Source organism: Pseudomonas sp. Seg1 (assembly GCF_018326005.1).
Classification (GTDB): Bacteria; Pseudomonadota; Gammaproteobacteria; order Pseudomonadales; family Pseudomonadaceae; genus Aquipseudomonas.
On record NZ_AP021903.1, the window covers coordinates 1,099,677 to 1,112,292 of the forward strand.

10 protein-coding genes are annotated in these 12,616 nt (G+C 59.5%); 2 read left to right on the forward strand and 8 right to left on the reverse strand.

Going from position 1 to position 12,616, the window contains the following annotated elements; translation table 11 throughout:
- The first annotated feature begins 7 nt into the window (after positions 1-7).
- On the forward strand, positions 8-901 hold the full coding sequence (locus KI231_RS04710; RefSeq protein ID WP_213028742.1) for a hypothetical protein: 894 nt from the start codon (positions 8-10) through the stop codon (positions 899-901).
- Here KI231_RS04710 and KI231_RS04715 read toward each other — a convergent pair.
- Together KI231_RS04715 and KI231_RS04720 are read right to left on the reverse strand one after the other, a co-directional pair.
- Entirely contained in the window at positions 889-2,004 is a 1,116-nt protein-coding gene (locus KI231_RS04715; RefSeq protein ID WP_213027572.1) for a hypothetical protein, read from the reverse strand. The two genes, KI231_RS04710 and KI231_RS04715, sit on opposite strands and share 13 nt — an antisense overlap.
- On the reverse strand, positions 1,998-2,657 hold the full coding sequence (locus tag KI231_RS04720) for a hypothetical protein (RefSeq protein WP_213028743.1): 660 nt from the start codon (positions 2,655-2,657) through the stop codon (positions 1,998-2,000). Before KI231_RS04720 ends, KI231_RS04715 begins: the two co-directional genes overlap by 7 nt.
- A gap of 244 nt (positions 2,658-2,901) precedes the next feature.
- Here KI231_RS04720 and KI231_RS04725 point away from each other — a divergent pair, with 244 nt between their 5' ends.
- A complete protein-coding gene (locus KI231_RS04725) occupies positions 2,902-4,362 on the forward strand; it encodes a fatty acid desaturase (RefSeq protein ID WP_213027573.1) in 1,461 nt (486 codons plus the stop codon).
- Between the two features lie 51 nt (positions 4,363-4,413).
- Here the strand turns inward: KI231_RS04725 and KI231_RS04730 are convergent, their stop codons facing one another.
- The 6 genes from KI231_RS04730 to KI231_RS04755 form a co-directional block, all read right to left on the reverse strand.
- Complete coding sequence (locus KI231_RS04730; RefSeq protein ID WP_054048120.1) at positions 4,414-4,674, reverse strand: PAAR domain-containing protein; 261 nt, start codon at positions 4,672-4,674, stop codon at positions 4,414-4,416.
- 13 nt (positions 4,675-4,687) lie between these two features.
- A complete protein-coding gene (locus tag KI231_RS04735) occupies positions 4,688-6,271 on the reverse strand; it encodes a type VI lipase adapter Tla3 domain-containing protein (protein ID WP_283246357.1) in 1,584 nt (527 codons plus the stop codon).
- Complete coding sequence (locus tag KI231_RS04740; RefSeq protein WP_213027575.1) at positions 6,271-8,418, reverse strand: T6SS effector phospholipase Tle3 domain-containing protein; 2,148 nt, start codon at positions 8,416-8,418, stop codon at positions 6,271-6,273. The genes KI231_RS04735 and KI231_RS04740 overlap by 1 nt, the downstream gene beginning before the upstream one ends.
- 74 nt (positions 8,419-8,492) lie before the next feature.
- A complete protein-coding gene (locus KI231_RS04745) occupies positions 8,493-9,230 on the reverse strand; it encodes a hypothetical protein (protein ID WP_213027576.1) in 738 nt (245 codons plus the stop codon).
- Positions 9,227-9,841 (reverse strand): hypothetical protein, encoded by a 615-nt coding sequence (locus KI231_RS04750; RefSeq protein WP_103303085.1) that lies wholly within the window; start codon positions 9,839-9,841, stop codon positions 9,227-9,229. Before KI231_RS04750 ends, KI231_RS04745 begins: the two co-directional genes overlap by 4 nt.
- On the reverse strand, positions 9,834-12,593 hold the full coding sequence (locus tag KI231_RS04755) for a type VI secretion system Vgr family protein (protein WP_213027577.1): 2,760 nt from the start codon (positions 12,591-12,593) through the stop codon (positions 9,834-9,836). Before KI231_RS04755 ends, KI231_RS04750 begins: the two co-directional genes overlap by 8 nt.
- Positions 12,594-12,616 lie beyond the last annotated feature (23 nt).

The following is a 12,616-nucleotide window of genomic DNA, read 5'->3' on the forward strand; positions in this document are numbered from 1 at the left end:
TTCGGCGATGACACCCGCCTGGACACCTGAGGGATTTGCCGAGTGGTCACGGCATTTTCCGGCAACCGAATTCGTCGCGCCCGACGCATTGCTGGACTGCACGGAGCAATTTATCGCGTCCTGGCCCAAGCCCACGCTCAACCTTTCCCAGGACACGTTGGTGGTACTGGTGGCCGGGCTGTTTTCCGAATGGTTGCCCGGCTGTTTTCAGGATTGCGCGCGGACGTTGCGGCGCCGGGGCTATCCGGTTTTGCGCATGCCTGTGCGTTCCTCTCGGGGCGTCATGGCGCAAGGTCGACATATCAGTCAGGTGCTGACGGCCCGACTCAGGCAGGGGCAGCGATTTGTCGTGTTGGCGCACAGCAAGGGTGGGCTTGACGCGCTCGCGGCATTGGCAGAGGACAAACTGTTGAGTCAGGCGTGTGACGGTGTGGTGCTGGTGCAACCACCGACAGGTCCGTCCACAGTCATCGATGACGTGTTGGCTTGCAGCGCAGGGCAGTCGAACCTCGACTACCCGTTTGATCGCCTTCGCCGGGTGTTGGCAAAAACCCGTTGGGTGGCCGCTGGCGCGCGGGATATCAGCAGTCTGCGCGACCCGCACATCAGCGACCTGCTCAAACATTTGCCCGCCGACGTGCAATGCCTGCACGTGATCAGTTGGAGCGCCGTCCCCAGTTCGCGCTTCGATACCCATCATGCTCGCCTCAATGCGCGACGACCGGGTTGGGCCCATGACGGCCAGTTTTACCTCGAACATCAACGCATCGCGGGCATGCCGCAGATCTGCCTGCCCCGGCTCGACCATGGTCAACCGGTGCTGGGCGGCGGTGGCTTTGACGCCACGCGTTTCTGGTTGACGCTATTGGATGTCCTGCACGGTTGCGCTCAGACGAGATAGATTTCAAACCCTGGGATGCGCTCGGCATCCTGCGGCGTCAACGCCGTGGCATTGCCCACACAAGGCGCCGTGTACAAGTCCATGGCTATGGACACGGCGCGATAGCGCTTCATGGCCAGCCAGAATGGGTCATGGTCATACAGGCATAGTTGCATCAACGCGTACTGACCGCGAACGCGCATCCACGTCGCGTCCAGCAGTGCCGCAAAAATCTGCGGGTCGCGTTGTCGGACGTGCAAATGGGTCAGGTAAACGTCGCGCAGCGCCTCGCCGGGCGCGGCAATGGCGGGGCGCCCCAACAGCGGCGCACAGGTGTTGAACGCGAGGCGCAGGGCCTGGTGGGTCAGCGGCAAAGTCTCAACCACCACGCGTTTGATCCGCCCGGCATCCCAGGGCGCGACGCAGCCCAGCAGGTTGTCTCGGGTGTCCAGTGCCAGCAGAAATGACGAGAGGCCGAAGTCCGGCCAAGTCTCCAGGCGCCTGGCAAACAGCGCCTCACTGAAGACGTTGCCGAAGGGCTGATCTGCCGATTCCCGGTCTAGAAACGCGCGAAGTGCGTCGGCGTGACACGGCTGCGCTTGCACGATGCGCACGTGCTCAGGCGTTCGCGGGGTGCTTCCCCAGCCACGCTGGGCATACACGGCGACGTTGCTGTAGCCCCGCCAGTGCGCCAGCCCGAGTGGATTGGCGCGCCGTCCGCCGAGCAGTGACTGGGTGGCGAGACGGTTGTCGCGGATGACACAGCAATAGGCGTGCTGCACCCCCGTTTCACCGGCCAGTGCTGCAAGACGGACTTTGACCTCGGCCATCCACGACAGCGACAGGCGTCGGTCAGGCACCAGCCGCAGGTCACCCAGATAGGCCACGGGCTGAATGTCGCCCTGAAGATAGCCCTCACGCACCACCAGGCTGGCGATGCCCTTCAGATCACCGGTTTCGTTCTCGGCCAGCCAGGTGCGATGGTCGCTGGCATGACAACGGTGCAGCGCAAAGTAGTCCGGCCCGCGATCGAAGCGCATTGGCAAACCACCCTGCATGGCCCGCTGCGCCTGAAAATCGAGCAACTGCCGATTGTCCGCCGCGCTGGCCTGGCGGATCAGCATGGTTGCACGGCGGCAAACAGACGCAGCGCCAATGGCCGAAGGTTTTCGGGGTGCAATTCACATAGACAGACCAGCTCATCGCCCGACGCATAACGAGGATTCTGCTGTAGAAAATACGCGACGTTTTCCAGGCGCAGGTGAGGGGCGGGGACGTGTGCCAGCTCGGTCGTCAAGCGACCTTGTGGCACTGTGAAAGACAGCACGCCCGTTGCGGGATCATAGGCCTCGCCGAAACGATCCACTGCCAGATAATCCGCCAGTGCCTTAACCGCAGGGTCCGTCACCACGCCAGCGCGGGGGGCGTAGTTCAACGCCATGGCGGCCAGATAACGGTAGGTGCGGTGACCCTTGCAGATCAGAAACCAGTACAGCGGAACGTCAGGCTGCTCCTGCCAGATCTCACCGGCCAGGCGCATCCACGCGAAAGCCAGTTGCTGGCTGCCCCAGTGTTCGCGGTCAATGATAGTGTCGCCGGAAAAAATCACCCTGATCGATTGCCCGCACCACGTGCGCTCATAGCGTTTGAGTGTGGTGAAACCGACGATAGTCTGATCCGCGCAACGCAACACGATGCAATGGGTCTTGTCCTGCAAATCCTGATCAAATTGCGGGCGAGAGATGTCGCAGTAGGAGGCGGAATAAATCTCGAACATCCGATTGATTTCATGTGGATGCAGATCGGAGCATTCAACTGACGTTGCGCTCAAACGCATGGAGATCCTCGGCATCGCAAGCAAGATGTCTGGAGTTTGGCGAGTTGAAAGGGTCAATGCAACGTAGACTTCCTTTCGTCGCTGTCATTTTCTGAAGGTGCAAACCTTGAATAACCGAGCAGAAATCGCCGTTCATGGCGGTATGAAAAATTGAGTTTGTTCTAACCTATCAGGCGCCTTATTCATGTCATCCACGTTTGTCAGTCATCACTTTGATACTTCGATCGTGACGCGACCCTTCCTCTGGCTGGTGATCTACACCGTCGTCACTGGCGCGCTGTATTTTCTCGTCACGCACTATCCGATGGGCGCGGTGCGGGTGATTCAACCGACAGGTTTTGACGCGCACATTGCTCGACTGCCTTACACCTTGCCGCTGTACCTGAGCTATGTATTGATCATGCCGGCACTGGTGCTACTGGGGCGGCGCCGCGAATGGCTGTTGCCCGCTTTTTTTGCGGCGGCCGTGGCGTCCGGAACCTGCCTGCTGAGCCACTTGTTCTGGCCAACCATGATCGAGCGTCCGGAGAACTCGTCGCAGTGGCTCACGTGGTTCTACCAACTCGACTCACCGCTGGCCGCCTCGCCCAGTGGGCACTTGGCTTTGCCGGTGGCGATCAGCGTTGTCCTCGCTTGCCTGCGCGTCCGTACGGCCTGGCTCTTCAGTCTGTGGAGCGTGGTGCTGGGGATTACCGTGTTGACGACGGGCCAGCACGTGCTGCTCGACGTGGTGTATGGCGCTGCGATCGGCGGCTTGGCAGGCCTGTTCACCGTCATGCTCAAGCGCCTGAAAGTGGATCTGCGCAGCATGGCGGCGATCCTGCTGGAATGGCTGTGCATCATCGTCACGTTGCGCATCGCCCTGTACGTGGGGGACTGGCGACTGTATGGCGTGGCCTTCGTGGTGATTGCCGCGCGCCAACATGCGCTGTTCATCCTGTACCACGACGCGACGCACTATCACCTGACCCGTCATCGCACGCTCAACGACTTTCTGATCAACCTGGCAATCGGTGTGCCGGGAATGGTCCCGGTGGAATTCTATCGGCCCCTGCACCTCGAACATCATCAACAGACCGGAACCGCCAACGACCCGGAGCGCCGCTTTTTGTATCACCGCCAGCCTTGGGATTTCCGTCCACTGAGCGGCAAATTGTTGCTGCGACAATTGCTCGGGGATCTGTTGTTGATCAACACGCTGCGCAATCTGCGCGCCTATAAGGCGGCGGGCGGAGCATCACCGAAGATGACCCGGCCGGCATTGGCTGCCGGCGTGATCTGGCTGTTCCTTTTATCTTTCATCGCTTGGCAAACGTCCGCCCAGACGCTCTTGCTGATGGTTTTTTTCTGGTTGGTGCCACTGGCCACGCTGGGCACCCTGCTGCAGAAAATCCGCAGCATTGCCGAGCACAGTGGCGGACCAGACGTCACCCCCGGTTGGCGGGAATGGACATATGCCTGGAAAGTCGGGTGCGTCGGGCGGTTTTTCATTTGGCCTTATCACATCAATCTGCACCTGCATCATCACCGCAGTGCCAACCATCCCTGGCATGTTCTCCCGCGTCTGGTTACGGCTGATGAAACGTTGCTGGACTCACGGACGCTGCCCTCGCTGCTCTGGTCGGGGGTGAACAAGAACCGTTGATCCAGCTTGTTTCCCGGGCAGCAGCGCAGACGTAAAGAACGCCCCACGTTTTCAACTTGCAGCTTCGCCCTTGGGGTTGCTGGCAATCAGGCTGGCGCCGCACGCGGTTTTCATCCCGTGAAGCGCCACTGCGATGCCGCCGACATCCAGCAGGGCGCTGCCCTGCGTGATCGGGAAAACCCCTTTGCACAGTGGGCAAACCACCTTATGACCAACACCGGACATGGGTTTGCCGTTCAGGTCCGTCTGGTTGAAAGCTTCAAGAACGGTGCCACCATGACTGGTGGAGTCGCCGAGCCGAATGATGTCCATGGCAGCAGGCCTCCTAGAGATCGTCCATCCAGTTGGTTTTCGGTTTCTGGTCGGCGAGGAATTCTTCCAGCGTGTGATCCTGTTCAATGACATGCATTTTTGGCGCCGAATGGGCATTCGGTGCGGCTGGCGGCTCCTCGGTGCTCGCGGTCTGTGGCATCAGGTTGACGCCGAAATGATCATTGCCTGAAGGCTTTTTGCCGGGCGTTGGCGAGGTCACGGCAATGATCGTTGCCTGGTCAGGGCGGCGCATCGGAATGACCACGCTGGTGTCCGCGTTCAGATAACTGGCCATCGTTGCCAGGGTGAGGCCGACAAACGGCGAGGCCGAGCCAGTGTCGCCCAAGCGCTGGGTCAAATCGTAGCTCTCGCGCGAATCGAGCAGGTCTAGCGGACTGTGCGCGGCGGTGAGCGCTGGCAGCAGTTCAGCCAGAGGTGTGGTGTTCAAGCCACCATCAAAGAAAACTCGAGCCGGTTTTTGAGGGAGCCCGTCAGTAGCGCTTTTCCAGCCTGCGGCCAGTTTGACGGTCAAGGCTTCGCGCTTGAGGCGTTCTCCGTTGTCAGGCCGTAGCAGCGACACGGTGACTGGTCGATGCAGTTTGGCCAGCACGGGCAGTGCGTCCCATTGCTCGAAAGCGCGTTGAGTCCATGGTTGAGGAATGAACTCCGACGGTTGGAACTCCACAGTTGGTTTACGTGCGCCCCAACCGGAGAATTCCGGGTCGATCTTGTTCTCGTTCACCTTCGCGAACTGGGCGTAATAACGCAGCCATTCCACGCGCTCGGGACGGCCGACGACCAAGGCGACCATTGAGTCGGTGAGTTCGCCGGGTTGTCGCGGCCCGGTGCCGAGGCCGATGGGTTTATTACCTTTCGTGCTCAACGCCAAGGCCATGTTGAAGCCTTCATTGGCGTAGACCAGCAGTGCCGGCAAATCTGGATTGTGCTCGAAGGTCTGGAACAACGTCTCCAGTAAATCTTCGGGGGTATCACTGCAGACAATTCCGTCCTGCATATTACGAATGCGATGCCAGTGCAACCCGGCGGGGCCGCGCAGGTCATTGACCATCACCGACAGGCTTTTCCGGGTTCTTTCAGGCGTAAAGCGCAGATTCGGTGTATCGGGTTTCCAGCCACGAACCACGGTCACGGTCGGAATGGGCCATTTCTCCAGGAAATCGCGCAAGCCCAGCTCCAAGGCATCTGCCTCCCTCTTCTCAGAGGCGGCATCCTTGTCATCGGCGGTTACCGGGTACTTCTTCGGGTCCATGGGCAGGATGCTGCCGACGTGCAGGGCTTCGGATTGTCTGGCATTTTGTTCTTGCAGGGTTTGCCAGGCCTGGCCTTGGCGGTAGACGTCAAGGCTCATTCCGATGCTGAGCACATCGAGTGTTTCCAGGCGAGGCGAAGTGGCAGGGGCGCGGTAACGAGTATCAGCAGGCATGGCGGCGGCCTCCTTGGCCGAAGTATAGGAAGCCACGGGCGAAGCCGGGCTGACAAAGCAACGGCTAGCCGTCAATAAATGTTCAGCCGATTGAGCCAGATGACTGGTCAGCAGAAGGCTGGTGAAAGACAGGTACGTAAGTAGCTCGCGCATCAAGGGACACCACCAAAACGAATGGGCTCGCCATTCTTCAGTTCAGTCCGGGTCTGCGTGGCCACCAATGCGGGCATTTGATCATTCACAGCGTCAGGCAGCTTGCCACTCTTTCGATAGATCACCGTGGCGTCGATCAGCGGTTTATTTTCATCCTGAAGATAAAGCGCCTCCACATCGTCATCCGGTCCGTCACTCTGTAATTCCGCGTCAGCCTGGGCCCTCCCTCTGGCGCGGGTGCTCCCACAATCCAGTCGCCAATCCGCAACACGACACAGATACGCATAAAAGGTCGCATCATCAACGCTCTCACCTGCACCAATTGCCACGTCATAGGCCAGCACTTGTCGGCTATGTTCAGGGTTGTTGGGAATGGATGAGTGAAAGGACTGAGCTTCCGAGTACTCCTCGCCTTGGAGACGTAGCCGCGCCTCATAAGGCGTTTCCCCGCGAGTGATCAGAACCATGCCATTGCCTTGAGACCGAGCGGCAAACACATGAGCCCACTGCGAGGCGTCCTTGCCCTTGTTGCGGGCCTCTTCAACGCTCTTGATGTCTTGTCCATATTGGAAAGCCAAGGCCTCTTCCATGGTCTCCTGACGGCTGCGGCGTGGGTTTTCTGGCTCCCAGCCTCCATTGGCCACGCCGATCGAAGCATCGACAGGATCCAGTTTGTCCTTGACCTGGTACACCCCGCTTTTTGATTGCTCTCCAGGGGCGGTGACGACGCCGTCGTTAGCAAAGTTCACGTCACCCGGTACCGGTAATTGAGGTGCGGTCAATACCACGCTGGCGCCCTTGTCCAGGCTACCATTGGGTATCCGGTCCATGAAGCCCAGTCCGGTGTCTTCCCATGGTTGCTCACTGTCCTGGCGCAATAGGTAGACGTAAGGAGGCACATGTTTACCGACGGGTTCTTTTTCGCCTTTACGTTTGCGCAGGGTAAATACCCGTTGATGGAAACGTTGCGGAAGGATCTTGCGCGCGGGCTGGCCATCGACCTCCTCGCCGATACCCTGCCAACCGATACCCTGGACGTTCTTCAGGCCCACAACCTGATCCTGAGGGGTGAAATAGAGAAAAGTGCAGCCGCGGTTGTCACGTTCATTGAAGGTGATTTTTTCTCCACGGATCGTGGTTTGACATGCTGATGTACCCGTCCAGCCAGGTCCGCCAATCGCGCCGTAGCCCTGTTTGTTTTTCAGGGCTACGCCCGATAGGGCTGGCACCGGATTAGGGCTGCCCGCGATGAATTGCAAGATGCCGTTGAGCGTAGCGATGCGCGCGCCGGTCGTTTGCTGACCGCCCAATTTCTGGACTTTATCCATATTGGGCTGAAACAGGCTGTAGGGTGAGTTGAGCATGACCACGCCATCGGCGGGTTTGGCACCGTCTTCTTTGAGGAAAGCATGGGCCAACAGCGTAAGAAGCGTGCCCTGACTGTGGCCAACCACGTTGATCGTATCGTTCGGATGGCGTTTGTGAATGATCTTGATCAACATGGCCAGGCGCATGGCAGCCAGCACCATGTAGCGCCGACCGGCGGCTGAAAACAACGGGTGGGTCAGTGTGCCACCGATCCTGTTCAGGGAAATGAATCCGAGCAGCATGCCGTTGAAACCCTTGCCCCACATATCCGGCAGGTTGGTGGTGGCGTTGGCGAACTGGCCGCCTTCCTTGGTACCGGCCTTGTCCAGGCGGTTGCCATCTCGATCCAGCCACTGACCGTGCTTCTCGTCTTTCTGAATGAACGCCTCTTCCTCGCGAAACCCCCAATAGAATGGCACTACCACACTGCGCGGCTGGCATCCCTCGCTAGTGGTTCCTGACTTGCGACGAAAGTACACGGCGTCAGGGTTAATGGCCTTGCCGTCATCATCGTCGGGCACACTGTAGCTGGCCGGCAACAGGTATCCCGGGTTGTTCGCGCCGTTGGGGAAGGTACGTGGCATATCGAGACGTTCGTTCAGCCCCGCGCACAGACCCTGCTCAATACGTGCGTAGCAACCCGCCAGGTCGTTGACGCCGTGCACGAGGATCGTCACACAGGGCTTCGGTGGTGGTGGAATCAGGTGGATATCGCCACCGCTGGGCATGGTGATCGATTGGCTGGAAGCGATCTTTTTCGGCTGGGTAGGATCAGTCATCGCCCATTTCCTCCTTGAAAATTCCATTGGTCTGCGCGTGGGGGCAAGGTCATGACGGATTTGTCCGCTGGCGCCTATTGGCGCTGCGCCTCAAAAACGAAGGGATCGCCCTGATTCGGGAAGTGCAACAGGTACTGCACCACCGGTTTTTTTGCTTGGGGTACCCGGTAATCCACTTGCAGCCCGGTCGGATTGTTTTCCAGCTCTGCCCCAAGGTATGCGTTTTCCGGATAGCTGAACTGATTGCCGGGCGCCTTGCGAATGGCCGAGCAAGATGAGAAAAGTCGCGGTAACGCGTAGAGATGCTGCTCGTGTACCAGCAACACCAAGGGATAGCGACTACCGTAGCCACTGCTGACGTAATGCAACTCCAGGCACGTTGAGGCGCCTTGGCGCCAAGCCGTGGCGGTCGCCACGTTTTCCGGATCGATGGGGTCACCGACGGGCCATTGCGGCGAGGCGAGGTTGACCGCCTCGCGCAGCGGCCAACGTTGTTTGCCGACCGTCAGGGCCTCTCCGTCAAAGACAATGACGGGTGTGCCTTTGGGCGGGTCGAGCTTCAGTTCGTCGGGCGCGCTCCACTGCGCATCCTCAAAACGTTCAAATGCCGGGCGCATGGCGTTGACCCACAGGCAATGCCTTGGCGATTCAGAGCAAGGCCTGGCCAGCTCGCTGCCGTCTCCGGCGAACAGGTTGTCGCCCAGCGACCGATAGAACGCACGGTAATCGGTGAACTGTACCGGGGCGGCCTGCGCCAGAAAGGGTAGGCCCGCAACGAGAAACAGGCTCAGACAACGGGTGAGTTTGCTCATCGATATTCCTTGGCGCCGGTTGCCTTGATGTACTCCGGATTGGTGGTCCAGAAGATCGTTTTGCCGATGGCGGCAGTGGACCGGTATACGTGGTTATAACGCCCCCGCTCGCGGACATTGACCATGGTGTTGGTCTTTTTGTTGAGCTGCTTCCAGTAGGTGATTTTTTCCGGCTTCGAGACTTGCGCAACACCGAAAATGTTGTGCGAGGGGGAGCCGTAGTGGAACCCGTCCGAGTGTCGGGGGTTGGTCGAATCCTTGATATCGATGCCATCCCACCAGTAAGCACCATTGGAGGGATCATTGCCGCGCTGGGCGAGAGCATCCCGCGCACTCTCCACTGCCGAGCGCATGTTCGGATCTGCATTGATGTCCGCTTCCGAAGCCGCCATGAGTTGGTTGTAACGCTCATTCTTGCCCCGCGCTGCAACGATATAACTGTCCCCGGTCTCCTTGAGCAGGCTGGCGACGTCGGCCAGCCCCCACGCGCGCATACGGTTGGTCACCGTAAAGCAAATGCCGCGGACTTCCTGCGGATTGTTGTCCGTCGAGGCTTCGCCATATCCGATGGCCGCGAGTTTGCGCACCTGTGGCGTGATGAGATCAGGCATTTTGTGTCTCCTTTACCGGCCACGACTCCAGCTCCAGCTCCATGTCAGCGGGGAAGTCAGGCGTGCGATCACCGGATCCCTCGGCCACGACTTCCCCGGCGGACATCACCTTGAAGTGGTGTGGCGCGGGACCACCCTGGTCATCCTTGAATTCAAAAAACTGCACAATTTCCTCCGCCTCGTCAGCAGCACCAGCATCGGCCGCACTGGCGGCTGCCCCTGCGCCTCCTCCCGCCGCGCCTGCCGCTGCGGGGGCGGGCGGCTTGAGCATGGCGACGTTGGCAATGCTCATCACATCTTTCTGCAGCAACTGTGTGGCGCCCTGAGCATCCGTCACGCCTTCGACCACTTCGCCATCGGACAGGGTTATTTTGTACGGCATGTTGGGCATCGCCGACGTCCCGTCGATCTGCTTGAGCATGAAGCGTCGCTGGGTATCGCCGACTTTGAATTTCGGCAGTTCGGCTTCCAGGCTGGTCGCACCGAGCAGGCTGTGCTTGGCCGCTTTGACGATCAGGTTGCCGGGCATGCCCAGTTCGATATTGCCGCCCTTGAGGGTGATGTAGGCCCCGCCACACATCAGGGTGATGTGCTCTTTCGCCGACACCAGCACATGCTGGTTGCTCGCGCTGACTTCCACACTCTGATCCGCCTCCAGGCGGATGTTGTTTTTCTGCGCCTGCAACAGCATTGGGCCCTGGTGGGTGATCTGGCGCATTTCGCCGCTGTGGGCAAACATCCCCAGGTCGCTCCCGGCATTGAGCACAAACTTCTGCCCCGAGGTCTGTTGCTGATTCTGTTGGGCAATGGTGTCGATATGCTCACCCGCTGCCACCGTGATGCTCTTGGGGGATGCCGCCGCAATGCCGGCTTCACCGCTCATGGCAATCGCCGGATTGCCACCGTTGGTCTTGCCCGACTCGTCGTTCGCGCCGTTGCCCAGGTCGCGAACCGCATCGCTGAGGGTTTTCTGCGGTGCCTTGTCATGGCCGACACCCTGGTTGTCCTGGGCGTAGTCCCCCAAGTCCTTGGCCAGTTTCAACGCTGCTTCCAGTACCTGTATGACCGAGCCGCGATTGAGGTGGCCGCCGCTGGCGTTCATTTGCTCCTCGGTACTGAGCAGCAGACCTTTGGCCGCCCGCAGCGCGCCGTGTTCGTCGGTGCGCAACTCGAAACCTTCGCCGCGCGGCTCACCACCGCTCGGCCGCGGATGCGTCAGGTAACCCAGATGCAATGCGGTGCTGCCGTGATCACTCATCAAGGCAGCACTGATCTGCTTGGTAGTGTCGTCAATGCGCAGTTCGTTGGCCCGAGTGCCCTTGTATTCCTTGCTTTTGATGGTACTGAGAATCTTGTGATCGGGCAGTTGGTAAGGCGGCATGTTCGTTGCCCGGTACGTGCGACCGGTAATGATCGGCTGATCGCAGTCGCCGTCCAGGTAATCGACGATGACCTCCTGGCCGATGCGCGGGATCGCCATATGGCCCCAGTCCGCGCCCGCCCAGTTCTGCGCCACGCGCACCCAGCAGGAGCTGAATTCGTTGTTCTTGCCTTCCCGGTCCCATGGGAACTGGACCTTTACCCGACCAAATTCATCCGTGTAGATCTCTTCCCCGTCCGGCCCGGTCACCGTCGCAATTTGCGGCCCGTCGACAATCGGTTTGGGCATCGGCGGGGTGCGCCATTCGGTTTCTTCGCAAACGATCTCTGCGACAAAGTCATAACTCACGCCGACATCGGCACCGGCGGACTCTTCTTCCTGACTGGCGTGCTGGATGCCCTTGTGAGTGATCCTCAGCGAGCGCCACCAGCGATTGAAATCTTCTCGGGGGTGGCCGGTGAGCTGGAAAGAGAAACCCGGGATCAGGCGCGGATCGTCGCCTTCGACAACGGCGATCCGCGCGTCGCCACGGTGCCCCAGCAAGCGATTCTGGGTGAAGGGTTTACCGGCAGCGGTGGCCTTGTAGCGGCCCGGATAGTCATAGCGTTCGTAGTTAGGCGTTTGATGTTGCAAATCATCGCCGGCGAAGTTCTGCTGCTGGTCGAAGGTCGGGCGCTTGAAGGTGTAGTCGCGTTGGGTCTGCTCGGCCGTGCGGACGTTCTCGGTGTAACTGAACGCATAGAGGACGGGTTGCGTGGCATCCGCTGCAGGTTCAGTGGTGTAGAGCACCGGAGCGCCTTGAATACGCTCCTGCACATAGAGTTTGTCGCCCTGGATCAGCGTGTGAGTGCTTTCATTGCATTTGAAGAAATAGAACAAGCCTTCTTCACTGGACAGCCGATCGAACAGGTACAAGTCGGTGTCGCCGACCTGCGTACAGTATTCGCGCGGCAAATGTTCGCTGTTGATGTGTTGCTGATAGTCGAGGATGCCGTGCTCGCTCAACACGGACTTGATGATGTCCGGCACGTTTTTCTGCTGAAAAATACGCCAGTTGGAACTCAGGGCGAGGCGAGCGAGTTGTGGTTCGACAACGGCGCGATAACGCGTGCGGCGAAAGCCGGTTTTGCCTTGTGTGAAGCTGGACACCAGCCCGTGGACATGGCGCACGACCGTGCCGCCCTGCCAGATCGTGAGTAGTGAGGGCTGATCGAGAACCTTGCCGAAATCGATGTTCGGGTTGTGGCTGGCCAACTCGATGCTGAGTCGAAAAGGTTCACAAACGGCTTCCTCCAGCGTGAACTCTACGACCTCGAACTCCATCTGCCCTGACAACACGGAAAACGTGAACTTCAAATCCCTTTGACGCATTGAACTGTTCCTTGGTCAGGTGA

Bases quoted from the DNA above. Each gene is read 5' to 3' on its own strand.
- KI231_RS04750 (WP_103303085.1), bottom strand. From the start codon at position 9,841: ATGCCTGATCTCATCACGCCACAGGTGCGCAAACTCGCGGCCATCGGA.
- KI231_RS04745 (WP_213027576.1), bottom strand. From the start codon at position 9,230: ATGAGCAAACTCACCCGTTGTCTGAGCCTGTTTCTCGTTGCGGGCCTA.
- KI231_RS04725 (WP_213027573.1), top strand. From the start codon at position 2,902: ATGTCATCCACGTTTGTCAGTCATCACTTTGATACTTCGATCGTGACG.
- KI231_RS04735 (WP_283246357.1), bottom strand. From the start codon at position 6,271: ATGCGCGAGCTACTTACGTACCTGTCTTTCACCAGCCTTCTGCTGACC.
- KI231_RS04710 (WP_213028742.1), top strand. From the start codon at position 8: ATGACACCCGCCTGGACACCTGAGGGATTTGCCGAGTGGTCACGGCAT.
- KI231_RS04715 (WP_213027572.1), bottom strand. From the start codon at position 2,004: ATGCTGATCCGCCAGGCCAGCGCGGCGGACAATCGGCAGTTGCTCGAT.
- KI231_RS04720 (WP_213028743.1), bottom strand. From the start codon at position 2,657: ATGTTCGAGATTTATTCCGCCTCCTACTGCGACATCTCTCGCCCGCAA.
- KI231_RS04755 (WP_213027577.1), bottom strand. From the start codon at position 12,593: ATGCGTCAAAGGGATTTGAAGTTCACGTTTTCCGTGTTGTCAGGGCAG.
- KI231_RS04730 (WP_054048120.1), bottom strand. From the start codon at position 4,674: ATGGACATCATTCGGCTCGGCGACTCCACCAGTCATGGTGGCACCGTT.
- KI231_RS04740 (WP_213027575.1), bottom strand. From the start codon at position 8,418: ATGACTGATCCTACCCAGCCGAAAAAGATCGCTTCCAGCCAATCGATC.